The sequence below is a fragment of the Bradyrhizobium sp. USDA 3315 genome, assembly GCF_054056795.1.
The window spans coordinates 680,578-703,700 of sequence record NZ_JBSRYP010000001.1 but is presented as its reverse complement, the minus strand read 5'-3'; the positions used below and the strand labels follow the sequence as shown (position 1 = coordinate 703,700).

Here is a 23,123-nt window from a genome sequence, read left to right as displayed (position 1 = left end):
GTGATCAGACCTGTCGAAGGAAAGGAGCTTACCTGTCATTCCGGGGCGCGCGCGTCAGCGGGCGAACCCGGAATCTCGAGATTCCGGGTCTGGTGCTTGCGCACCATCCCGGAATGACTGATGTGGCCGATCAGGGCCGCTTCATGTTGCAGGTGGTCGGAAGCATCGTCTGCGCGGTGTCGATCTTGGACACGATGCGCCAGCCCCAGCCGGTGTTTTCCTCGTCGAACGGCTCCTTGGTCTTGTCGGCCAGCGCGCCGAACGAGGAGATGTAGATCGGCTGGAAGAACTGGTGGTCGTCCTTGCGGATGAAGCCCTCGCCGCCGTCGAACACGTCGAACTTCATGCCTTCGAGTGCGGCCGCGACCTTCACCGGATCGATCGAATTGGCCTTCTCGGCGGCCGCCTTGAACATCCGCATCTCGTTGACCGCGCGCGGATACCAGACGGAAATGCCGGTCTTGGCGCGGAAGTCCTTCTCGAAATCCATCGCCGCCTTGTTGCCGGAGTTCGGGACGCCTTCGCTGATCTGGAACACCTGGCCCTCGAGGCCGGCCTGCTTGACTGCGGTCGGTCCGCCGGCGCCGCCGGCATAATAGGTGTACCAGTTGACCTTGAGGCCGGCGTCGGCCGCCGCCTTCAGCAGCAGCGCGAAGTCCTGGCCCCAGTTGCCGGTCACGACAGTGTCGGCGCCGGACGCCTTGATCTTGGCGATGTAGGGCGAGAAGTCGGTGACCTTGAGCATCGGGTGCAGTTCGTCGCCGACGACCCGGATATCCGGCCGCTTTTCGCCCAGCATCTTGCGCGCCGTGGTGCGCACCGACTGGCCGAACGAATAGTCCATGTTGATCAGGTAGACCTTCTTGATGGACGGCTGGCCCTTCATGTAGTTGGTCAGCGCTTCCATCTTGATGTCCGAGTTCGCATCCCAGCGGAAATGCCAGTAGCTGCACTTCTCGTTGGTCATCGCCGGATCGACCGCGGCGTAGTTGAAGTAGAGCACTTCCTTGCCGGGGTTGCGCGTATTGTGCTTGGTGACGAAGTCTTCCAGCGCCGCACCGACCGACGAGCCGTTGCCCTGGGTGATGTAGTGGACGCCGGCGTCGACCGCCTTCTGCGCCTGCACCAGGCTTTCCTGCGGATTGGTCTTGTTGTCGAGCGGGACGATCTCGACCTTGTGGCCGAGGATGCCGCCCTTGGCGTTCAACTCGTCGGCGAGATACTGAAACGTCTTCAGGCCGCCTTCGCCAACGCTGGCGCCGCCGCCGGAGAGCGGATCGATATAGCCGATCTTGATGGATTCCTGCGCGGACGCCGCGCCTCCCAACACCGTCAGCGCTGCCGCGGCGGCAACGATCAGCCTATGCATCCTGCGTTCTCCCTTGCTCGTGTTTTTTGATCTTTAGCGATCGAGGCCGTCTCATAACCCCAATCGCCGAGCCTTCGCAACTTTCGCTTTGAATACTGCGTCAAGTTTTAGCAGAAGGTATTATGATGTTATAGGCCATATGTCGGCGGAATCGGGCGCTGTTTTGAATTACAGGTAAACTTTTGGATGGGGCTCACGCTTATTCGCGGTTCCGAACCGGCGTCGTCCGTCTCCAAACCTCCCCTTGAAAAGGGGAGGTCGCTTCGCTCGTTAGAGCAAAGCGGGTGGGGATCGGCTGTCGCCACTTGGAGCGTCGCCTGCGACTGACCCCCATCCCGATCTTCGCCGTTCAGGGGGAAGGGGAAACCACGATCGCTACCGTGGCGCCTTAGCCCGGATGTCGGCGCGGCTTGAGGCCCGCGAGGAACAGCCGCGCGAAATGATCGGCGATCTCGGCTGGAGACCAGTCACGCCTGGTCTTGAACCAGATCGGATACCAGTGGCCCATTCCGGTGAGAATGCGCTCCGCGAAATAGGTATCGATGCGGCGGAAACGGCCCTCGTCGACCCAGCGCTGATAGCTGTTCTGGTCTTGTCGGATCGTCGCCAGCACGTCTCCGACATAGGCTTTTCGGTCTGCGTCGTTGAGATAGTTGATGTTGTGGTAGGTCGCCTTTGGGCCGCAGGGCGTGTCGTGCAGCATCAACAGCAGGCGAATTCGCTGAACGATGTGATCGAATGCTCCAAGGCTGTGCTCTTGCAGATGCTCGCGAATGCTGACCTCGCCGGCGAGCCCGCGTCGCAGGCAGGCCAGCAGCAGGCTCTCCTTTTCACTGAAGTGATAGTAGATGCCGGCGCGCGTCATGCCCGCATCCACGGCGATGCTCTCGAGCGACGTGCCCGAGGCGCCCCTTCGGTTGAAACTGTCGGAAGCAATCGACAGCATCCTGTCGAACTTGGCGGCCCGCTTGTTCAACGCTGTGCGAGCCTCGAGAAAAGGGGCGAGGCTGAGCGGCTCGGGCATTTTGGGAAGCGCGATCTCGCGCCGGTAGACGCCATGCGTGATGATGTCGTCGATGGCATCGATCGCCTGTTGCCGCGTGTAGTAGTCGCGTTCGGACAGCCAGAACGGAACCCAGTCCAGGATGGAGATCAGCGCCACCGCCGTGAGCAGCGGCTCGTCGCAGGCGATCGAGCCGTCCGCCACGCCCCGATCGAGGATGTCCGCCAGCAGCGCGGCATTCTGCCAGCGCTTGGCATGGACCTCGCTGCTGTAGGGCGCGGCCAGCGCATCGATATCGCTGAACAGGATCATGCGCTGGCCTTCGGGCCTCAGCCTGCCGCGCACGAAGCGCCTGATTATCTCGAGCCCGTCGATGCCGGGCTCGGCGGCCGCCTCGATTTCGTGGCGATAGATCGCAAGGCCGCGCAGATAGCAGTGGAAGATGAGATCTTCCTTGTCGCGGAAATAGTGGTACAGCGCGCCCGGCACGGCCTGCACCGATGCTGCGACCTGCTCCATCGTCACGTTGGCATAGGAGTGGCGGGCAAACAGCCGGGAAGCTGAGACGAGGATTTCTTCAGCCCGATCCGTCGGGTCGGCGGCGACTTGCAAGCTCGAATGCCCTTCCTGATCGCGGAACGAAAATCCGCACGCGAGATAATCCCCTTGGCAGCCGCTTGTCGATCTGCGATAGACGGTGGCATACCATACACCAGCTGATCTTGATTGTCTGGTGATGTGGCGATCGTCGGCCCGTGGATGCGGGACGGCCAAGATCGACCGGGCATCGGTTCGGCAGCAGCTTCGGACAGGATTTGGAGAGCAAGCCTTTCGTGAGGAGGGCTATTGGAGAGAGCATGGCGCGCAACATTCTGATTTTGGGAGCCTCCTACGGCTCCCTGCTGGGGACCAAGCTGCTGATGGCGGGTCACAACGTGTCCCTGGTGTGCCGGAAGAACACCGCCGACCTGATCAACCGCGAAGGCACCGAGGTGCGGATCAAGCTGCGCGACGAGAAGGAGCACCGCTCGATCTTCTCGCGCGATCTGCCGGGCAAGCTCGACGCCGTCACGCCTGCCGATGTCGACGTCTCGCGCTACGACATGGTCGGCCTTGCGATGCAGGAGCCGCAATACACCAACCACACGGTTCGCGTGCTGATGATCAAGATCGCGGCGGCGAAGCTGCCCTGCCTGTCGATCATGAACATGCCGCCGTTGCCGTATCTGAAGCGGATCCCCGCACTCGCCGGCATGGACCTCGAGGAGGCCTACACCAACGCGCAGGTGTGGGAGCGCTTCGAGCCGGGCCTCGTCACGCTGTGCTCGCCCGATCCGCAGGCCTTCCGTCCGCCGGAGGAGAAGGCCAATGTGCTGCATGTCGGCCTGCCGACCAACTTCAAGGCCTCCGCCTTCGCCGACGACAAGCACAACAAGGTGCTGCGCGAGCTGGAAGCCGACATCGACGCGGTGACGCTCGACGGCCAGGACGTTCCGGTGAAGCTGAAGGTGTTCGATTCGCTGTTCGTGCCGCTGGCGAAGTGGTCGATGCTGCTGACCGGCAACTATCGCTGCATCACGCCGACGGAGCCGCAATCGATCCGCGACGCCGTGCACGGCGACCTGACGCGCTCGCAGGCGATCTACGACCACGTCGACGGCATCGCGCGCAAGCTCGGCGCCGACCCCGCGGACCAGGTGCCGTTCGCGAAATACGCCAAGGCCGCGGAAAGCCTGCTCAAGCCGTCATCGGCGGCCCGCGCGGTCGCCGCCGGCGCGCCCTTCATAGAACGCGTCGACCTGCTGGTGAAGCTGATCTCGCATCAGCTCGGCACGCCGAGCGCCGAGATCGACCGCACGGTCGAAACCGTCGATCAGAAGCTGAACGAGAAGATCGTGCAGGGCGGCTCCGGCGCGGAGTAACCGAATGCGTTGATGGCGGGGGCAGGAACGCCCTCGCCATGCATCGGCGATCTGCAATGCACGCAATCGCGGTTGCCGGACGCATGGCTCGACCTGTCCAGATGGAGTAGACTCGCCCAGCTGCGGTTGGGAGCAACGGACATGCCGAGCAAATCGCTTCCTCTCCTTGCAATCTACGGCGACCTCGATCGCGCACGCGACATCATGCGCGCCTGGCAGCCGCTCGATCATCTCTCCCCCGAAGACGCCGAGATCGTCGTGAAGGCGATCGCCGAGGGCATCGCGCGCGGGCGCCGGCACGGGATCGAGATGGGACAGTGTCATCAGGCGGCGTAAAGCCGCTAGCCCTCATGCGTCACGGCCAAAACCGTCACCGAACGCGTCTGCTGGCTCGGCGTCTGAAAATCGATCGTCTGGCCGACCGACAATCCGATCAGCGCCGCACCGACCGGCGTCAGCACCGAGATGCGCCGCAGCGCGATGTCGGCTTCGTGCGGATAGACGAGCATGACCTCCCTGACGTCGCCGGTCTCGTCGTCGCGGTAGCGCACAAGCGAGCCCATGCGGACCACGTCATGCAAATCGGCGTCGTCGGCGACGAGCTGGGCGCGGTCCGTCTCGCGTGCGAGGAACTGGGCGACGCGGGGAAACACCGCCATGCTGGAATCGGCCAGCGCGCTGAGGCGATGCGCCTCGCTCGCGGTGATCACGATCGGCGGCAATGCCAGGGCGGTAAAGCTGTTTTGAATGGTTCGGGTCATGTCGGTTGATCTTTGCGGTTGATCGGAGGCGCACGAGCGCCGGCGCGCGGATATCTCGCGACGCGACGGACTGAAATGATCTTGATGACGTCGAGGAATCCGGACGGCGCGCGATCGCCGGCCGGCTAATTGCCTGCGTGCAGACGTCCGGCGCGCAATTCGCGGCGCGCAATACGGGTGTCGATGCGAAGCGTGTCGATCATGGCATTATCAACATAGCCGCTGGCGACGTCGCATCCATTGCGGCGAAAGCGCGCACATCGCCGCGTGGAACGATGCGCCATCGCCGCAACAGGCCGAATGTCAGGGCTGTCCGATGCCGGACAGGCCGAGCACCGCGCCGGCGGCGAGCGCGACAAGCGGATGGATGCGCGTCGTGGTGGTGGCGATCGCGACGCCAGCCGCGATCAGGATGGTGCCCCAGCTCGAGGCCGATGCGTGGGTGATGACGATGGCGCTGGCCGTGACGAGCCCGGCGGTGACCGGAACCAGCCCCGCCTGCACGGTGCGGCGCCAGGGTCGGTCCTTGAAGCGTTCCCAGAGCCGCAGCGCGAAGCCTGTCACCAGCGACGACGGCCCGAACTTGGCGAGCGATGTCACCAGCACGCCGGAGAAGCCCGCGACATGCCAGCCGACCAGCGGCACCACCATCATGTTCGGCCCGGGTGCCGCCTGCGCCAGCGCGAACAGCGCGCCGAATTCCTGCGCCGTCATCCAGTGATGGACGTCGACCACCTGACGCTGCATCTCCGGCAGGATGGTGTTGCCGCCGCCGAAGGCGAGCAGCGAGAGTTCGGCGAAGATCAGCGCGAGCGTGACGAGGGTTGCGCTCATGATGCCTGCCTCGACCTGAGGACAATGCTGAGCGGCGCCAGCGTCAACAGGGTCGGCAGCAGCGGCAATCTGAACACGGCAATAGCGAGCACGCACAGCGCACCGATGAAGAGGCCGAGCACATCGCGCCGCAGCGGCCAGGCGATCTTGATCGCCGTGGAAATCAGGAGCCCGGCCGCCGCGGCGGCGAGACCGCCGAACAGATGACGGACGACCGGGTCGTCGGCGAAGCGGCCATAGATCACACCAAGGCCGATCACGACCGCGGTCGGCACCGCGATCAGGCCGAGGATCGCCGCGAACGCGCCGGGAATGCCGCGAAACTTCAGCCCGACCGCGACCGACATGTTGATGATGTTGCCGCCGGGCAGGAACTGGCACAGCCCGAGCAGGTCGGTGAACTCCGCGCCGGTGAGCCAGCCGCGCTTCTCCACCATCATGTGGCGCGCCAGCGGCAGCACGCCGCCGAAGCCGGTCAGTCCGAGGATGAAGAAGCCCGTGAACAACTCGCCGACGTCAGGTGCGTGATGCTTAGTGGTTTGCGCGGCGGGGATGGCGTCCATCGGCGGGGCGGCTCCGGTTTGATTTGTTGTTGAGCCGACTCTAGTTGGCCGCGTGCCAAATATCCAATATATGGATATGCGAATTTGCATATCTATTGCATATGGATTGTCCTGATGATCGAACTGCGCCATCTCCGCTATGCCGTCGCGGTCGCCGAGGAAGGCCATATCACTCGCGCCGCCGCGCGGCTCGGCATTCAGCAGCCGCCGCTGAGCCAGCAGATCCGCGCCCTGGAAGCCGCGATCGGCGCGCCGCTGTTTCGCCGGCAGCCGCGCGGGGTCGAGCTGACCGCGGCCGGCCGTGCCTTCGTCGGCAAGGCGCGCGCGATCCTGCGCGACGCCGACCTCGCGGTGGAGGCCGCGCGCCGCGCGAGCCGCGGCCAGGAGGGGCAGCTTGCAATCGGCTTCACCTCTTCGGCCGCCTTCCATCCTTTCGTCACCGGCGTGATGCGCGAAATGCGCGAGCGCGCGCCGGCGATCACGCTGTCGCTCGAGGAGGCCTCGACCGGCGAGCTGATCGCAGCCGTCGAGGCCGATCGGCTCGATGCCGCATTCGTGCGTGCGCCAGGCGAGCGGCTGGAGAACCTCACGATCAGGCATCTGCTCGACGAGGAGATGGTGGTCGCATTGCCGGACCATCACCCGCGCGCCCGCAAGGACACCCGCCGGCGGACTTCGCTGGCCTCGCTCGCCGACGAGCCGCTGATCCTCTACCGCCGTCCGACCGGGCCCGGCCTCTACGACAGTATCATCGCCGCCTGCCGCGCCGCGGGTTTCAGCCCGAAGGTGGCGCAGGAGGCGACGCGGATGGTGTCGACGCTCAGCCTCGTCGCGGCGGGGCTCGGCATTTCGATCGTGCCGGAATCGATGGCGCGGCTCGAGACCGCCGGCGTCTCCTATCTCCGCCTCGAGCGCGCCACCGGCCTCGTCGCGCCGCTGGCGCTGGCGCGCAAGAAGGGCCCCGCCGCCGGCACGCTCGGCCGCCTGCTCGGGATCGTGACGCGGCGGGTGAAGGACCGCGCCGGGGTCTAAGCGGGACTTGCAACCGTCATTGCGAGGAGCGACAGCGACGAAGCAATCCATCTATCCGTTGCGCGGAAACATGGATTGCTTCGCTTCGCTCGCAATGACAGTGGACGGAGCTGAAGCTCAGCGAGCCCCGCACCGCCGCCTGGATGGCGCGGAACGTGGGGAGTTTGGCGAACGCACGCGTCAGGGCGGGTCTAGATAGCTTCCATCGAATCCGGTTGCCCGCGCGCGGATCGCAACAGCTCAGCCGCGCCTGGAGGCTTCGGGTTCAATCAACACCGCGAAAGGCATTTCCGATGGCGCTTTTTCCTGTCCATACGCTCGAGTCTGCCCCTGAAGCCTCGAGGCCTACTTTGCGCGAGGTCGAGGCGCGGTTCGGCATGATCCCGAACCTTGCGGCGACGATGGCGACGTCACCCGTGCTGATCCAGAGCTTCCTCGGCATCTTCGACAAGGTTCACGGCGGCAGCTTCACCGAGCAGCAGATCCAGACCGTGCTGCTCACCGACGCGGTGACCAATGGCTGCGCCTGGGCAGTCGCGCTGCATTCCGCGCTCGGCTTGCAGGCTGGCCTCGATCCGGCCGATGTCGACGCGATGCGTGCTGGCCGCTCGCCTGCCGACAAGACACTCGGCGCGCTCTCGACGCTGGCGCGGTCGCTGATCGAAAAGCGTGGGCGGCTCGACGAAGAGGAGATCGAACGATTCCTGGCAGCCGGGTTCTACAAGGACCTCGTGCTTGAGGTGATCACCATCGTGGCGGCCTCGACCATCACCAACTACACCGGCAGCGTCACCAATCCGCCGCTGGAGGCGGCGTTGCAGGAATATGCCTGGAACGGCTGAGGCGATCGCGCCTGGCGTCAATCATTGCACGTCGACCGCGCGGCCGGCCGTGCACTTCAGAGCGCAAACCTGGCGCGATAGTCCTGCGGCGTGGTCGACAGCAGGCGCAGGAAGCTGCGCCGCATCGTCTCCTCGGACCCGAAGCCGCAACGCTGCGAGATGCGCTTGATCGGCAGGCGCGTTTCCGAAAGCAGATGCCGCGCGCCCTCGACCCGGAGCCGCTCGATCGCGCGTGCCGGCGTCAAGCCGGTCGCTTCCGCGTAATGGCGGCTGAAGCTGCGCTCGCTCATGCCGGCCTGTTTCGCCAGCGTCGACAGCGAGAGATCGCCGGCGAGATGGTTGCTGATCCAGTCGTGCAGCGCGCTGAACCTGTCGTCGGTTGCTTGCAGCGACAGGATTTCGCTGAATTGCGCCTGTCCGCCCGGCCGTTTGAAAAACACGACGAGATAGCGGGCGACGGCAAGCGCCGCCGTGCGGCCGAGATCCTCCTCCACCAGCGCCAGCGCCAGATCGATGCCGGAGGTGACGCCGGCCGACGTCCAGAACGAACCGTCGCGCACGAAGATCGGATCGGGCTCGACGCGGACATCAGGAAAACGCTCGGCGAGCTCTGCGCAAAATCCCCAATGGGTCGCGGCACGCCGGCCATCGAGCACGCCCGATGCGGCGAGCAGGAACGCGCCGGTGCAGACCGATGCAGTGCGGCGCGCCTGCCCGGCGCGCTCGCGTACCCAGTCCACCAGGACGGCATCGGCCGTCGCGGCGTTGACGCCGTCGCCGCCCGGAATCACCAGCGTGTCGACCGCGGTGTCGATGGCGGGCAGCGGATGCACCGCGAGCCCGACGCCGGCGGATGACTCAACGTTCGGGCCATCCTTTGCAACGACGCGGACTTCATATGGCTCGGCGTTGCCTGCCTTGGCCGCCAGCGCATTGGCGGACGCGAACACCTGCAATGGCCCGGTGACGTCGAGCAATTGCACAGCCGGATATGCCAGCACTTCGATTGAGCGGCGGCGGTTTGGCGAAAAACGTGGGCTGGTTGGCGTCATCGCCGAAACCTGCCGCGCTAGATTCGCTTTGTCCATAGCGCAAGGAAAGTTCGAGGGAAGTTCGATGATTGCTCACGATGTTCATCTCCGGATCGGTTCGCTGCTGTTCGAAGGCGTCGATCAAATCGATTTGACCGGGCCGTTCGAGGTGCTGTCGCGGATTCCGAATTCGACCTACCGCATCTACGGCAAGACCGCCGAGCCGGTCCGCGACATCAAGGGATTGCGGCTGACACCGGATGCGACGCTCGCCGATGCGCCGCCGCTCGACGTGCTGCATGTGCCGGGCGGCTTCGGTCAGCAAGCCCTGATGGAGGACACGGAGGTGCTCGGCTGGATCAACCGGCAGGCGGCGGGGGCGTGCCGCATCTTCTCGGTCTGCACGGGCGCGCTGATCTGCGGAGCGGCCGGCCTGCTGAAGGGGCGCAGGGCGACGACGCATTGGGCGTCGTTTCATCTGCTGCCGTTTTTCGGCGCTACGCCCGTGAACCAACGCGTGGTGGTGGACGGAAGCTTCGTCTTTGCCGCCGGAGTCACGGCAGGCATCGATGGCGCATTGCGGCTCGCGGCTGAACTGCGCGGCGACGATGCCGCGCGCGCGATCCAGCTCTATATGGTGTATGCGCCGGAGCCGCCGTTCGACAGCGGCACGCCGGAGACCGCGCCACCCGAGATCCTGCAGCAGTCGCGCCAGGCCGTGCGCGCGATCACGGAGCAGCGGGAAGAGACCGCGCGCCGTGTCGCGGCGAGGCTGGGCGTCACCGTGCAGGGAGAGTGGCGCTAATTTCCCGGCTCGAAGCTGCAGTCGGCGCCGCCGCCGGCCTTGTCCTTGATCACCTTGGGATCGAGTGTGCAGGACAGTTTCGACAGCGCCTCGTAGATCGTCCCGGCGGCTCCGTCGGGCGGCACGCCGGCCAGCGCCACGGTCGCGTAGATCGCGTTGGCTTCGCTACCCTTCACTGTGTGGGTGTTGCCGCCGAAGGTCAGCGCGCAGGAACGCGAGATGATGTCGACATTGCTGGCGCGGCAGACCACCTTGTCGGCGGTGACGACGATCCTCCTGGCATAGGAGACATTGCTGTCGCCGCCGAAGAACGCCACGACCGCCTTCTTCTCTTTGGCCGGCAACGGCGAATAAGGCGCCACCACGCCGGCGAGCGCCAGCGCGACCGAACCCGAGGTGGTCGCAGGCGCGGTCCATGCGGCGGACGAGGCCAGCGACAATGAACATGCGAGGATCGTCAGTCGGCCCAGTCCCATTCCCATCTCCTGTATCCGCGCTTTCCGCGGCGCGGAATCGCTAGCACGTCTTGCGGACTGAACAGGTGACGCCATTCACACGCGATCCCGCAACTTCGCGTGAGGGCGGTGCGCGCACAGGGCAGGGCGGCCCCGCGTGGACCCGCTTGCACGATCGCGCCATCGGCGTCACAGTCCGATCCGTGGCAGCGATGCCGCCAACAACGACGACAAGAAGATCAATCCGGGGAACGCCATGGCGGCCACGCGCATCGACTGCGACATCCATCCCGCGGTGGGGGGAACGCGCACCACGCTGCTGCCCTATCTGAGCGATCACTGGAAGGAACAGGTCGTCAGCCGCGCCATCGACGGGCTCGACCTCAATTCCTACCCGCCGTCGATGCCGCTGTCCGGCCGCGCCGACTGGCGGCCGGCGGACGGCAGCAAGCCCGGCAGCGATCTTGCCATGGTGCAGCGCGGCGCATTCGACCAGCTCGGCGCCAGCCACGCCATCTGCAACGTCGTCTTTGGCGCGCAGGCGGTATTCGATTCCTACATGGCCGCGGACTTCTGCAGGGCGATCAACGACTGGATCGCGGCCGAGTGGCTTGCCAGGGACAAGCGGCTGCGCGCCTCGATCGTGGTGCCGATCCAGGCGCCTGACCTTGCGGTCGAGGAGATCGAGCGCAGGGCCGGCGACAATCGCTTCGTCTCGGTGCTGGTGCCCTCGCAGGGCGAGACGCTGCTCGGCCGGCGGCATTACTGGCCGATCTATCAGGCCGCGGAGAAATACAAGCTTCCGATCGCGATCCACGCCGGTAGTGCCTACCGGGGCGCGCCGAGCTCGATCGGCTGGCCGTCCTACCGCTACGAATATTATCTCGCCGAGGCGCAGGCGTTCCAGGCGCAGGCGTTGAGCCTGATCTATGAGGGCGTGTTCGGGAAGTATCCCGGATTGACCGTCGTGCTGATGGAGTCGGGCGTCAGCTGGCTGCCGGCGTTCATGTGGCGCGCCAACAAGACCTGGCGCGGCGTGCGAGTCGAGGTGCCGTGGGTGGAGCGCGAGCCGGCCGCGATCATCCGCGACCATTTCCGCGTCACCATGCAGCCGTTCGACGCGCCGCTGGATGCAACAAGCGTCGCCGACATCATCGACCAGATCGGCTCCGACAAGATGTTCCTGTTCGCATCCGACTATCCGCACTGGCAGTTCGACGGCGACGATCCGATCCCGCGATATCTGCCCGACAGCATCGTCAAGCGGATGTGCGAGGACAATCCGATTGAAACGTTCCCGCGTTTGAAGCTGAATTCGTAATTCGCGCGCATGATCCGGAAAAGTGGGAACCGGTTTTCCGACAAGATCATGCGCAAACAAGAAGGAGGATCGCATGAGTGACGTCATCGACCGCCCGATGCTCGACCAGGAGAAGACCGCGGCGACGCGGCTGAAGATCATCGACTGCGACATCCATCCGAGCCTTCACGCGCACAGCGACCTCAACGAGTTCTTGCCGAAGCGCTGGCAGCAGCATCTCAAGGAATACGGCAGCCACCTGCGCACGCCCTATATCGGCACCACGCCGTATCCGCGCTCCTCGCCGCTGATCGCGCGGCGCGATGCCTGGCCGCCGACCGGCGGCGTGCCCGGCTCCGACCTCGATTTCATGCGCAAGCAGCATCTCGATCCCTTCGACGTCGAGTTCGGGATCCTGCAGGTGCTCGATCTCTTCATCTTCTCGCAGCAGAATCTGGAATTCGGCGCCGCGATCCAGCGCGCCATCAACGACTGGCAACTGGCGTTCTGGGCGCATCGCGATCCGCGCCTGAAGGCCTCGATCCTGGTCGGGCAGGATGGCTCCGACCTCGGCCTCGCCGAGATCGAGCGCTGCGCCAAATCAGGCGAATACATCCAGATCAACGTCTCGCCGCGTGCCAATGAGCCGCTCGGCCGCCGCCGCTACTGGCCGATCTATGAACGCGCGCAAGAGCTCGATCTGCCGCTCGGCATCCATGTCGGCGGCTATGGCGGGCATGCTCCGACCGGCGGCGGCTGGCCGTCCTATTATTGCGAGGAGCATCAGTCGAACGCGCACACGGTGGCCTCGAACCTCACCAGCCTGGTGCTGGAAGGTGTTCCCGAGCGCTTCCCGAAACTGAAGATCGTGTTCATCGAAGGTGGCTTCGGCTGGATTCCCGCGACGATGTGGCGGATGGATCAGCACTTCGAACGCTTCCGCAGCGAGGTGCCGCATCTGAAGCGCCGGCCGAGCGAATATGTGAAGGAGCATTTCTGGTTCACGACCCAGCCGATCGACGAACCGGATGAAGCCAGGCACCTGCGGCAGCTGATCGAATGGGTCGGCATCGACCGGCTGTTGTTCTCGTCGGACTATCCGCATTGGGACTATGACGACGCGCGCTACGCCTTCAAGACGCCGCTGACGGACGCCGAGCGTCGCAAGATCTTCAATGCCAACGCCCGCGCGGTTTACAAATTCTAGGATTGAGATGACCTCGCTTCGAACCGAGCCGCAGACTCCGGTTCACCTCGCCCCGCGTGCGGGGAGAGGTCGGAATGCATCGTTAGATGCATTCCGGGTGAGGGGGAGCTTCCGCAATCTCATCTGTCACCGTATCCGCGGAGATAGCCCCTCACCCCAACCCTCTCCCCGTAAGAACGGGGCGAGGGAGCGCAGCGCCGTCGCTATTCGACCTACTCTCATCAGGCACCAGGATTCCGATGACCCGTCACATCGTCGCGCGCACCAGTGAGATTCCGGCCGGCGGCAACAAGGTGTTCGGCCTCGATGGCCGCGACATCGTCGTGTTCCATGTCAATGGCGAGTTCTTCGCGCTGCTCAATCGTTGCCCGCATGAGGGCGCGCCGCTGGAGAAGGCGGCCTGCGTCGCGCGCCTGACCTCGCCGGAGCCCGGCATCTATCAGCGCGACCGCGTCGGCGAGATGCTGCGCTGTCCGTGGCACGGCTGGGAATTCGACATGCGCAACGGGCAGTCCTGGTTCGATCCCAAGCGGTTCAGGATCCGCTCCTATCCGGTCGCGGTCGAGAGCGGCGCCGAGTTGCAGAAGGGGCCGTATGTTGCCGAGACGTTCCCGGTGCACATCGAGGACAACTACGTGATCGTCGAGATTTAGGTTGGCGCAGTTCGCGCGACCGTGTGCGCCGCCGAGGGCCTCGTCGTGGCAGGAACAGTCCCGGCCATGACGCAAGTAAGTGTTATTGCGACTTATGCAATAATGAAGTGCCGTCGACGGCAATTATAATAACCGCTGCAATGGGCCACCTTGAGCTGGCGATCGGGAATGAACCCGTCCACCACATCAGGAACGGCACATGAAGCTGTATCACTTCGCTCTCTCCGGCCACGCGCACCGCGCGCGGCTGTTTTTGTCCCTGCTGGGAATTCCGCACGAACTGGTCGACGTCGACCTCAAGTCCGCCGCGCAGAAGCGGCCGGAATATCTCGCGCTCAACCCGTTCGGCCAGGTGCCTGTGCTGGATGATGACGGCGTAATCATCCCCGACTCCAACGCGATCCTGGTCTATCTCGCGACCAAGCTCGGCCGGACCGACTGGCTGCCGCAGGATGCAAAGGGCGCTGCCGCGGTCCAGCGCTGGCTGTCGGTTGCTGCCGGCGATCTTGCGTTTGGGCCCGCAGCGGCACGCCTCATCACCGTGTTCGGCGCGAAGCACAATCCGGACGACGTGATCGCGCGGGCGCATGTTCTGCTGAAACGGCTCGAAGCCCATCTCGCCGGGCGCGACTGGCTGGTCGGTGAGGCGCCGACAATCGCTGATGTCGCGCTCTACAGCTATCTGTCCAGCGCACCCGAAGGCAATGTCGATCTCTCCGCCTATGCGCGCGTCAACGCGTGGCTGCGCCGGATCGAGGCGCTGCCGGGCTTCGTCGCCTTCGCCAAGACCCCCGTCGGTCTGGCGGCTGCGTGACCTACTGACCGGGCGTGCCGTCGGGCGCGCCCGTCCAACCCCCGAAGGGGAGGGCGATACGATGAGCGACAGACGAACCAAGAGCGAGCTCGCGACCTGGCATGCCGGCGAAAAGGCGATCCAACGGCAGGTCGGCGTCGCCGAGAAGATGGAGGCCGTCGGCCAGCGCGCGGTGCGCGACTTCATGCCCGACCAGCATCGCGATTTCTTCGCGCAGATTCCCTTCATCGTCGTCGGCAGCGTGGACCGAAGCGGCGACGCCTGGGCTTCGTTGCTGGCCGGTAGGCCCGGCTTCATTTCCTCGCCGACACCGCGCAGCCTCGAGATCGATGCGCGGCCCGACCGCAGCGATCCCGTCAGCGAGGGGATGCGCGAGGGCGATGCGATCGGACTGCTCGGAATCGAATTGCACACGCGGCGCCGCAACCGTGCCAACGGGCTGCTGCGTGCATCGTCAGGTAAGGCACTCAGCTTCGAGCTCGATCAGAGCTTTGGCAATTGCCCGCAGTACATCCAGCTGCGCGATTTCGCCTTCGTGCGCGCGCCGGATGAACCGTTCGCGGGAGAGATCGAGGCGAGCACGACGCTCGATCAGGCCGCGCGCGACATGATCAAGGCGGCCGACACGTTCTTCGTGGCGTCCTATGCCGAGCGTGAGGACCGTCGCCAGGTCGACGTCTCGCATCGCGGCGGCCGGGCGGGCTTCGTCCGCGTCGCCGACGACGGCACGCTGACGATCCCCGATTTCTCCGGCAATCTGTTCTTCAACACGCTCGGCAACATCCTCGTCAACGGCAAGGCCGGGCTGGTGTTCGTCGATTTCGAGACCGGCGACCTGCTGCAGCTGAGCGGCGATGCCGAGGTGATGCTGGACTCGCCGGAGATCGCGGCGTTTCAGGGCGCCGAGCGGATCTGGAGTTTCCGTGCCCGCCGTCTGGTGCGGAGGCGCGGCGCGCTGCCGCTGCGCTGGGCGTTCCGGGCCGAAGGCTGGTCGCCGAATTCGCTGATGACCGGCGACTGGGGGCAGACCGCCGACCGAATCCGCGCGGCCGAGCGCGCGACGCGGTGGCGGCCGTTCAAGGTCACTGGGATCGTCGACGAGAGCCGATCGATCCGCTCGTTTCATTTGCAGCCGGACGACGGCGCGGGGTTGCTTCCGCACCGGGCGGGACAGCATTTGCCGATCCGTCTCTCGTTGCCCGGTATCGACAAGCCAGTCATCCGCACCTACACGCTGTCGGTCGCGCCGTCGGACGGCATGTACCGGATCAGCGTGAAGCGCGACGGTGTCGTATCGCAGCATCTCCACGACACCATCCATGTCGGCGACATCATCGAAGCGCGCGCTCCGGCTGGTGGCTTCACGATCGATGCGCGCGAGAAGCGGCCCGCGGTGCTGCTCGCCGGCGGTGTCGGCATCACGCCGCTGCTCGCGATGCTGCGCCACGTGGTCTATGAGGGGCTGCGCACCCGCGGCATCCGGCCGACATTCCTGTTTCAGGCTGCGCATGCGAAACAGGATCGCGCGTTCGGCGACGAATTGCAGCAGCTGGTGGATGCCGCCGGCGGCGCGGTGCGGATCATCCGCGTCCTCGGCGATGTCGACGGTGCCGAGCAGGGCACAGACTACGACGCGGCGGGACGGATCGACATGGCGCTGTTGTCGCGCGTCCTGCCGTTCAACGACTATGACTTCTATCTGTGCGGACCGCCTCAGTTCACCCAATCGCTCTATGACGCCCTGCGCGGCTACATTATTGCCGACGGCAGGATTCACGCCGAAGCCTTCGGTCCTTCGTCGCTGGTCCGGACGCCCGACCTCATCACCACAGCGCCGCCGCGCCGGCCACCGGCGACGACGCCGGTCCCGGTCGCCTTCACCACTTCGTTGAAGGAGGCGCGCTGGACGCCGGAGGCGGGGACGCTGCTCGAACTGGCGGAAGCGCGTGGCCTTAGCCCCGCCTTCAGCTGCCGGGAGGGCAATTGCGGAACCTGCCGAGCGCGATTGCTGGCAGGCGCCGTGACCTATGTGAAGCAGCCCGCCGCCGAGGTGGCCGATGACGAGGTGCTGATCTGCTGCGCCGTGCCGGCGAAGCCGGAGGCCGACGGCGAGGACCGGATCCAGCTCGCGCTGTGACCGAACCGGGCGCATAGCGCTTTCGCGGGCACTCAGCCCATGCTGCCCGGCATGAAGCAGCGTGGCCTCGGGTGCCCGTCCAGATAATACGGCCAGACCATGGTGCGGCCGGCACGGTTCGGTCCGGCGACGACGGCCTCGTCGGGAACATCGACCCACTCGCCTTCGAGCCGGACGCGATAGTGGCCGTCCTTGGTGTCCCAATCGGCGTCATCGACACGCTTCGCGTCGCTGCCGTCGCAGCAGGGGCCCTTGACGCTGCGCAGGCTCTCATACCAGGCGTTCAATTCGGGATGCCCGTGATCATGGGCCTGCACCGGCCCGATCGCCGGCTTCGCCAGCAGGGCGGTGACTACAACGATTGCCGCACGCCAAAACCGATTGTTCATCTGATCCCCAAAATCCGGAAAGCCCATGACAGCCAACCCGGACATGGTCATCGAGATCGGGACATCAATTAGATGATAATCGTAATATAATCACATTCGTGAGAGCAGCGGAGCTGCTGCCGGGAGGGCCGGGTGCCGACAAACTCAGGCGAGCAGGCTCATCACCTGGTCGATCACGGCCTTCACCTGCTTCGAATCCGGCCTCTGATGCGCGAGAGCCAGCAGTCCGGCATGCACCACCATGATGGTGTGGGCGGTGACGTCGGGGTCAAAGCCCTTCCTGAACTGGGCGCGATCGGTGCGCAGCCGCGTGCGCAGCAGCTCTTCAAGCCGCCGGTTGTAGCGCTCGATGCTCTTGCGGAGTTCGACCTGGTCGAGCGAGCCGTCGGTCGCGGAATTGATCGACAGGCAGCCGCGCTGTCCCTTCTCGCCCGAGCAATAGGGAATGAAGCCGGTAAGCCACTGCCTGATGACGTCCCGCGTGGGCCCCGGCTGCGCCAGCACGCGCTCGGCCCAGCCGAGGATGCCGTCGTGATAGCGGTCCAGCACCTTCAGGAACAACGCGTTCTTGTCGCCGAACGCCGCATAGAGGCTGGGTTTCGCGACGCCGCTTGCCGCCGTGATGTCGTCGAGCGAAGTCGCCTGAAAGCCCTTCTGCCAGAACATCTGGCGGGCGATTTCCAGGACATCGTCCGGATCGAAGCTGCGCGGCCTTGCCATATCCATCTTTTATGTACTCCCGCGTCGGATGTGAAGCCTTCACCTTGCCGTGAAGGCAGGTCCGGCTATTGACGTAATCCATATTCTGTACTTAGAAGTACACAACGAAATCGGGAGATCACGCCATGAAAGCGGTTCAGATCGTTGCCTTCGGACGTGCAGCGGACGTGGTCAAGCTCAACGAGGTGCCGGACGTCGGCAGCCCCGGCCCCGACGAGATCGTGGTCGCGGTTGAGGCTGCGCCGATCAACAATTCGGATTTCATGATCATCGCCGGGCGCTACGGCTATCTGCCGTCACCGCCGGCCACGCTCGGGATCGAGGGCGTCGGGCGGGTTGTTGCCGCCGGATCGCAGGTGAGGAATCTGAAGGAGGGCGACCGCACGCTGATTCCCTTCACGGTCCCGACCTGGACCGAGCGGGTCAAATTCACCGCATCATGGCAGCGTGCGCTGCCTGACAATGCCGATGTCCAGCAACTGTCCATGATCGGGGTCAATCCGGCCACCGCCTATCTCTTGCTGACCGATTTCGTGAAAGTGCCGCCCGGCGGCTGGGTGATCCAGAACGGCGCCAATTCGGCGACGGCGCGCGCGGTGATGGCCATCGCCAAGTCGCTCGGGCTCAAGACCGTCAACATCGTCCGCCGCGAGGAGGTCATGGAGGAGGTCAAGTCGGTCGGCGGCGATATCGTGCTGCTCGACGGGCCGGATCTCGCGAAGCGCGTCGCCAGGGAAACGGGTGGGGCGCCGATCCAGCTGGCGCTCGACATGGTCGGCGGCTCATCCGCCTTGAACCTGATGAACTGCCTCGCGCCAAAAGGAGTGCTCGTCATCTACAGCGCGATGAGCGGACAGCCGTTCTCCGGCTCGGCCTTGAGCGTGATCTTCAACGAGGTGTCGGTGCGCGGCTTCTGGCTCGGTCATTGGGGCAAGACTGCGACGGACGAAGCGTTGGCCGGAATGTATGACCATCTGGTGCCGATGGTCGCATCGGGTGCGATCAGCGCGCCGGTGGTCGGCACCTATCGCCTGGAGGATTTTTCACAGGCGATCGCGCAGGCGGCGGCATTCAAGGGCAAGGTGATCTTCACGCCAAGTTAGGTCGTACCCCCCGATATTCGCCGGCGCGACACGCCGGCGCATGTCCGCACGACGTCACGCCGGGGCAGCTAGACGATGGTCGAGAGCGTGAACGCGTGCCACGCACTCCAGTCAATACCATCATAGGCGCGCACATACATCGTCTCACTGCCGGTGGTGGCGCCGCCACGCATCCGGATATCATCGAGGTCGGCGGCATTGACGTCGATCACGGTGCTGGCTGCCCAATGGGAATTCGCAGAGGTCCAGAAATAGCCGCTGTTGGCGTTGCCGCCGCCATCCCAAAACTGATAGGCGGCCGCGGGATTCGCGTCAGCGTCAGCATAGGACACCAGGTTGCCGACCTGGCTCCACTCGTTGACATGCAAGGTCTGATTGCTGATCGAGGCATCGGGTGCGTGGTTTGCCAGGCTGGTCACGGTGAAGCTGTCCCAGGCACTCCAGCTCGTTCCGTCGAAAGCGCGCACAAACATGGAATCGGTACCGGCCGCGGTGCCACCTCGCACCCATACATTGGCGAGGTCGGACGCCGAGACGTCGATGACCGTGCTGGACGCCCAGTGTGAATTGTCGGGCGTCCAGAAATAGGCGCTGGTCGCAGCCCCGCCATCGTCCCAGAACTGGTATTGGGTGATTGCATCGCCGTCAGTGTCGGATGCCGTCGTCCAGTTGACGAGCTGCGCCCACTGCGCGGCGTTCAGCGTTTGATCGTTGATCGTCGCGGTCGGAGCCGTATTGGTCGACGTCAGATTAAAGCTGTCCCAATTGCTCCAGGCGGTACCGTCGAATGCCCTTACCCACATCGTCTCGGAACCGGTCGTCGAGCCGCCCTTGATCCACACATTGGCCAGATCGGATGCTGAAACGTCGATCGTCGTGTTGGCAGCCCAGTGGGAATTGTCGGGTGTCCAGAAATAGGCGCTGGTTGCGCCCGCGCCGGCGTCCCAGAACTGGTATTTGGTGATCGTGTCACCTTCGGCTCGGTGGCAGTGAGCCAGCCTTGCGGTTTGACCCATTGATTGACGTGTAGCGACTGGTCGTTGATGGTCGCGACGGGGATCGTGTTTGGCGTCGACGTCACGGTGAATGTGTCCCAGGAGCTCCACTCCGTTCCGTCGAATCCCCTTACCCACATCGTCTCGGAACCGGTTGTCGAGCCGCCATGGATCCAGACATTGGCGAGGTCCGCAGCCGAAACGTCTATCGTCGTGTTGGCGGCCCAGTGGGAATTGTCGGGTGTCCAGAAATAGGCGCTGGTGGCGGCGGTGCCGCTATCCCAGAACTGGTACTTCGTGATCGCATCGCCATTGGCATCGGTCTTGGTCAACCAGTTGTCGACGGTGACCCATTGATCGATATGTATGGAATGATCACCGGCTGTCACGACGGGCGGAGTATTGGCCGACGTCAGCGTGAAGCTGTCCCAGTTGCTCCAGTCTGTTCCGTCGAACGCTCTGACCCAGAACGTCTCGGCACCGGTTGTCGAGCCACCCTTGATCCAGACATCGGCCAGGTCGGCGGCCGCCACTTCGATCGTCGTGTTGGCAGCCCAATGGTCATTGGTGGAAGTCCAGAAATAGGCGCTTGTTGCGGAGGTGCCGCTGTCCCAGAATTGATATTTGGTGGCTGCATCCCCGTTGGCATCGGAGTAGGTCAGCCAATTCTTGGCTTGCGTCCATGTATTGGTGTGCAGCTGCACGTCGGGGACCGTGACGACCGGCGCAGTGTTTGGAATCGTCGTGAGCGTGAAAGACGTCCAGTTGCCCCAATTGGTCCCGTCGAAGGCGCGTACCCACAGTGTCTCGGTGCCGCCGACCGCGCCGGCACGCACCCACACGTCGGACAGGTCAGATGCCGAAACTTCGATCGTCGTGTTGGCGGCCCAATGGTCGTTGGTGGAAGTCCAGAAATAGGCGCTGTTCGCAGCTGTGCCGCCGTCCCAGAACTGAAATTTCTGCGCGGGATTGCCGTCGGAGTCGGCATAAGTGAGCCATGGCTGTATTTTTTGCCACTGATTGTACAACAGGCTGTGGTTACCAATCGTGACGACCGGTGCGGAATTGGCCATGGTTTGCTTCCTCGTGGGCTGCGCCGGTCGAGACCGGCTAATTTCCAAGGTGCAAGGCAATCAATTTTGGCCCGTGAGGCGGGCCAGGCTGAGATTAGTGTCGTCCGGCTGAGATCAGCGCATTCCAAAGAAATCGTTAATATCAAATTCAGGATCGCAGAATTTCAATGCAGCATCTATGATGGGTGTCACACCCATCAGTCGGGTCGCGTGCGGCAAAACGTTATAGGTATCCCGTTCCGAACGGCCTCGCAGCGGGTGTCGGGAAACGCACTCGCCGGCGCCATTCGCGATGGTCTATCCCTGCCGTTGCGGCTTGAGACGCGCCAGGCTTGCCGTTAGCAGTGCAATTCGAACACGGGTCTTTGCGAGCCACCGGTGGAGACATCGAACATCGCGGGCCGACGGAAGCAATGCCCCGGCGTATTGGACATAAGGAACGTTTCTCATGGCGAACACGACGGCGGAGCTTGAAGCGCTGCTGATGCAGCGATCGTTGACCGATCCGCAGCTTCTGGCGACGGCGGAGGCGGCATCGGACTTCCGGATCCTGCCGGATGCCACCGTGATCAAGATCGGCGGGCAGAGCGTGATCGACCGCGGCCGCGCCGCCGTCTACCCGCTGGTCGACGAGATCGTCGCGGCCCGCAAGGCGCACAAGTTGCTGATCGGGACCGGCGCGGGCACCCGCGCCCGGCACCTCTATTCGATCGCGGCCGGGCTGCGGCTGCCGGCCGGCGTGCTGTCGCAGCTCGGCGCCTCGGTCGCCGACCAGAACGCGGTGATGCTGGGCCAGCTGCTCGCCAGGCACGGCATCTCCGCGGTCAGCGGCGCCGGGCTTTCGGCCGTGCCGCTTTATCTCGCCGAGGTGAACGCCGTGATCTTCAGCGGCATGCCGCCCTACGGCCTCTGGATGCGGCCGGCAGCCGAGGGCATGATCCCGCCCTATCGCACCGACGCCGGATGCTTCCTGGTCGCCGAACAGTTCGGCTGCAAGGCGATGATCTATGTGAAGGACGAAAACGGTCTCTACACCGCGAACCCCAAGACCTCGAAGGGCGCGACGTTCATCCCGAAGATCTCGGTCGCCGAGATGAAGGCCAAGGGGTTGCAGGATTCGATCCTCGAATTCCCGGTGCTCGATCTGCTCGCCACCGCGCGCCATGTCCGCCAGGTGCAGGTCGTCAATGGCCTCGTCCCCGGCAACCTCACCCGTGCGCTTGCGGGCGAGCATGTCGGCACCATCATCACCGCGAACTGAGCAGGGACACGACCATGGGCGACACCATCAAGCACGTCGCCTCGCCGCTCGCGCGCCAGACCCTGCTCGACAGCGATCTCACCCGTCCCGTCGCCGGCGGTCGCCCGATCCCGCTGCTGCCCTGGGTGCAGGTGGTGAAGATCGGCGGCCGCTCCATCATGGATCGCGGCCACGAGGCGATCCTGCCGATCGTCGCCGAGTTGCGTTCGCTGCTGCCCGAGCACCGCCTGCTGATCCTGACCGGCGCCGGCATCCGCGCCCGCCATCTCTACAGCGTCGGCCTCGATCTCGGCCTGCCGGTCGGCTCGCTCGCGCCGCTCGCTGCAAGCGAAGCCGGCCAGAACGGCCATATCCTGGCCTGCCTGCTCGCGCCGGAGGGCGTGTCCTATATCGAGCATCCGACCATCGCGAGCCAGCTTGCGATCCATCTCTCCGCGGCCCGCGCCGTGGTGGGCAGCGCGTTTCCGCCCTATCACCATCATGAATTCCCGGTCTCGCGCATCCCGTTGCATCGCGCCGACACCGGTGCGTTCCTGATCGCCGATGCGCTCGGTGCCGCCGGCCTGACGATCGTCGAGGATGTCGACGGCGTCTACACCGACGATCCGAATGGTCCCGAGGGGAAGAAGGCGCAGCTGCTGCGCGAGGCCAGCCTCGCCGACCTTGCGAAGCTGAAGGGCACGCTGCCGTTCGATCCCGCGCTGCTCGAGGTGATGGCCAATGCGCGGCATATCGAGCGGGTGCAGGTCGTGAACGGCCTCGTTCCCGGCCGGCTCGCGGCGGCGCTGCGTGGCCAGCATGTCGGATCGATCATCCGCACCGGCGCGCGGCCGGCCTGATACGAGCAGCGGACT

General features: G+C 64.7%; 24 protein-coding genes. 13 read left to right on the top strand and 11 right to left on the bottom strand.

What is annotated here, in order from left to right:
• Positions 1–130: 130 nt before the first annotated feature.
• Together ACVIYL_RS03150 and ACVIYL_RS03145 are read right to left on the bottom strand one after the other, a co-directional pair.
• Positions 131–1,369, bottom strand: a complete 1,239-nt coding sequence (locus ACVIYL_RS03150; protein ID WP_456777711.1) for a branched-chain amino acid ABC transporter substrate-binding protein — start codon at positions 1,367–1,369, stop codon at positions 131–133.
• Positions 1,370–1,757: 388 nt separating this feature from the next.
• The gene (locus tag ACVIYL_RS03145) at positions 1,758–2,984 is read right to left on the bottom strand and encodes a TetR/AcrR family transcriptional regulator (protein WP_253604419.1); all 1,227 of its coding nucleotides are present in this window, start codon (positions 2,982–2,984) and stop codon (positions 1,758–1,760) included.
• Positions 2,985–3,229: 245 nt separating this feature from the next.
• Here ACVIYL_RS03145 and ACVIYL_RS03140 point away from each other — a divergent pair, with 245 nt between their 5' ends.
• Both ACVIYL_RS03140 and ACVIYL_RS03135 read left to right on the top strand, forming a co-directional pair.
• Positions 3,230–4,294, top strand: coding sequence for a ketopantoate reductase family protein (locus ACVIYL_RS03140; protein ID WP_028332920.1), 1,065 nt, complete (start codon positions 3,230–3,232; stop codon positions 4,292–4,294).
• A 141-nt stretch (positions 4,295–4,435) separates the two neighbouring features.
• Positions 4,436–4,630 carry a hypothetical protein gene (locus tag ACVIYL_RS03135; RefSeq protein WP_076827654.1) on the top strand — a complete coding sequence of 65 codons (195 nt, stop codon included), beginning with the start codon at positions 4,436–4,438 and terminating at the stop codon, positions 4,628–4,630.
• A 5-nt stretch (positions 4,631–4,635) separates the two neighbouring features.
• On the opposite strand, the gene rnk is transcribed toward ACVIYL_RS03135, so the two are convergent.
• From rnk to ACVIYL_RS03120, 3 genes are all read right to left on the bottom strand, one after another.
• A complete protein-coding gene (gene rnk, locus ACVIYL_RS03130; RefSeq protein ID WP_456777710.1) occupies positions 4,636–5,055 on the bottom strand; it encodes a nucleoside diphosphate kinase regulator in 420 nt (139 codons plus the stop codon).
• Positions 5,056–5,358: 303 nt separating this feature from the next.
• Positions 5,359–5,889 (bottom strand): chromate transporter, encoded by a 531-nt coding sequence (locus tag ACVIYL_RS03125; RefSeq protein WP_057017908.1) that lies wholly within the window; start codon positions 5,887–5,889, stop codon positions 5,359–5,361.
• The gene (locus ACVIYL_RS03120) at positions 5,886–6,452 is read right to left on the bottom strand and encodes a chromate transporter (RefSeq protein ID WP_076827649.1); all 567 of its coding nucleotides are present in this window, start codon (positions 6,450–6,452) and stop codon (positions 5,886–5,888) included. Before ACVIYL_RS03120 ends, ACVIYL_RS03125 begins: the two co-directional genes overlap by 4 nt.
• A 114-nt stretch (positions 6,453–6,566) precedes the next feature.
• Here ACVIYL_RS03120 and ACVIYL_RS03115 point away from each other — a divergent pair, with 114 nt between their 5' ends.
• Complete coding sequence (locus tag ACVIYL_RS03115) at positions 6,567–7,484, top strand: LysR family transcriptional regulator (RefSeq protein WP_456777709.1); 918 nt, start codon at positions 6,567–6,569, stop codon at positions 7,482–7,484.
• A 293-nt stretch (positions 7,485–7,777) separates the two neighbouring features.
• Positions 7,778–8,326 (top strand): carboxymuconolactone decarboxylase family protein, encoded by a 549-nt coding sequence (locus ACVIYL_RS03110; protein ID WP_456777708.1) that lies wholly within the window; start codon positions 7,778–7,780, stop codon positions 8,324–8,326.
• 56 nt (positions 8,327–8,382) lie between these two features.
• On the opposite strand, the gene ACVIYL_RS03105 is transcribed toward ACVIYL_RS03110, so the two are convergent.
• Positions 8,383–9,378 carry a GlxA family transcriptional regulator gene (locus ACVIYL_RS03105; protein WP_456777707.1) on the bottom strand — a complete coding sequence of 332 codons (996 nt, stop codon included), beginning with the start codon at positions 9,376–9,378 and terminating at the stop codon, positions 8,383–8,385.
• A 64-nt stretch (positions 9,379–9,442) separates the two neighbouring features.
• On the opposite strand from ACVIYL_RS03105, the gene ACVIYL_RS03100 reads away from it, so the two are divergent.
• Positions 9,443–10,162 (top strand): DJ-1/PfpI family protein, encoded by a 720-nt coding sequence (locus ACVIYL_RS03100; protein ID WP_456777706.1) that lies wholly within the window; start codon positions 9,443–9,445, stop codon positions 10,160–10,162.
• On the opposite strand, the gene ACVIYL_RS03095 is transcribed toward ACVIYL_RS03100, so the two are convergent.
• Positions 10,159–10,638, bottom strand: coding sequence for a hypothetical protein (locus tag ACVIYL_RS03095; protein ID WP_456777705.1), 480 nt, complete (start codon positions 10,636–10,638; stop codon positions 10,159–10,161). The two genes, ACVIYL_RS03100 and ACVIYL_RS03095, sit on opposite strands and share 4 nt — an antisense overlap.
• 235 nt (positions 10,639–10,873) lie before the next feature.
• Here ACVIYL_RS03095 and ACVIYL_RS03090 point away from each other — a divergent pair, with 235 nt between their 5' ends.
• The 5 genes from ACVIYL_RS03090 (at position 10,874) to ACVIYL_RS03070 (ending at position 16,728) form a co-directional block, all read left to right on the top strand.
• Positions 10,874–11,938 carry an amidohydrolase family protein gene (locus tag ACVIYL_RS03090; protein ID WP_456781772.1) on the top strand — a complete coding sequence of 355 codons (1,065 nt, stop codon included), beginning with the start codon at positions 10,874–10,876 and terminating at the stop codon, positions 11,936–11,938.
• A gap of 73 nt (positions 11,939–12,011) precedes the next feature.
• Positions 12,012–13,124, top strand: coding sequence for an amidohydrolase family protein (locus tag ACVIYL_RS03085; protein ID WP_092089441.1), 1,113 nt, complete (start codon positions 12,012–12,014; stop codon positions 13,122–13,124).
• Between the two features lie 239 nt (positions 13,125–13,363).
• On the top strand, positions 13,364–13,777 hold the full coding sequence (locus ACVIYL_RS03080; protein ID WP_456777704.1) for a Rieske (2Fe-2S) protein: 414 nt from the start codon (positions 13,364–13,366) through the stop codon (positions 13,775–13,777).
• A gap of 199 nt (positions 13,778–13,976) precedes the next feature.
• Positions 13,977–14,591, top strand: coding sequence for a glutathione S-transferase family protein (locus ACVIYL_RS03075; protein WP_456777703.1), 615 nt, complete (start codon positions 13,977–13,979; stop codon positions 14,589–14,591).
• Between the two features lie 61 nt (positions 14,592–14,652).
• Entirely contained in the window at positions 14,653–16,728 is a 2,076-nt protein-coding gene (locus ACVIYL_RS03070; protein ID WP_456777702.1) for a 2Fe-2S iron-sulfur cluster-binding protein, read from the top strand.
• Positions 16,729–16,760: 32 nt separating this feature from the next.
• On the opposite strand, the gene ACVIYL_RS03065 is transcribed toward ACVIYL_RS03070, so the two are convergent.
• Positions 16,761–17,117: a hypothetical protein gene (locus tag ACVIYL_RS03065; RefSeq protein WP_310881456.1), complete on the bottom strand. Its 357-nt coding sequence runs from the start codon at positions 17,115–17,117 to the stop codon at positions 16,761–16,763.
• 144 nt (positions 17,118–17,261) lie between these two features.
• Positions 17,262–17,843, bottom strand: coding sequence for a TetR/AcrR family transcriptional regulator (locus ACVIYL_RS03060; protein WP_456777701.1), 582 nt, complete (start codon positions 17,841–17,843; stop codon positions 17,262–17,264).
• A 119-nt stretch (positions 17,844–17,962) separates the two neighbouring features.
• On the opposite strand from ACVIYL_RS03060, the gene ACVIYL_RS03055 reads away from it, so the two are divergent.
• On the top strand, positions 17,963–18,940 hold the full coding sequence (locus tag ACVIYL_RS03055) for a zinc-dependent alcohol dehydrogenase family protein (RefSeq protein WP_456777700.1): 978 nt from the start codon (positions 17,963–17,965) through the stop codon (positions 18,938–18,940).
• 68 nt (positions 18,941–19,008) lie between these two features.
• On the opposite strand, the gene ACVIYL_RS03050 is transcribed toward ACVIYL_RS03055, so the two are convergent.
• Positions 19,009–19,743: a hypothetical protein gene (locus ACVIYL_RS03050; protein ID WP_456777699.1), complete on the bottom strand. Its 735-nt coding sequence runs from the start codon at positions 19,741–19,743 to the stop codon at positions 19,009–19,011.
• Positions 19,734–21,008: a hypothetical protein gene (locus ACVIYL_RS03045; protein WP_456777698.1), complete on the bottom strand. Its 1,275-nt coding sequence runs from the start codon at positions 21,006–21,008 to the stop codon at positions 19,734–19,736. Before ACVIYL_RS03045 ends, ACVIYL_RS03050 begins: the two co-directional genes overlap by 10 nt.
• A 448-nt stretch (positions 21,009–21,456) precedes the next feature.
• Between ACVIYL_RS03045 and ACVIYL_RS03040 the strand changes: the two genes are divergently transcribed.
• Entirely contained in the window at positions 21,457–22,269 is an 813-nt protein-coding gene (locus tag ACVIYL_RS03040; RefSeq protein WP_456777697.1) for an amino acid kinase family protein, read from the top strand.
• A gap of 14 nt (positions 22,270–22,283) precedes the next feature.
• Positions 22,284–23,108 carry an amino acid kinase family protein gene (locus ACVIYL_RS03035; protein ID WP_456777696.1) on the top strand — a complete coding sequence of 275 codons (825 nt, stop codon included), beginning with the start codon at positions 22,284–22,286 and terminating at the stop codon, positions 23,106–23,108.
• Positions 23,109–23,123: the final 15 nt, after the last annotated feature.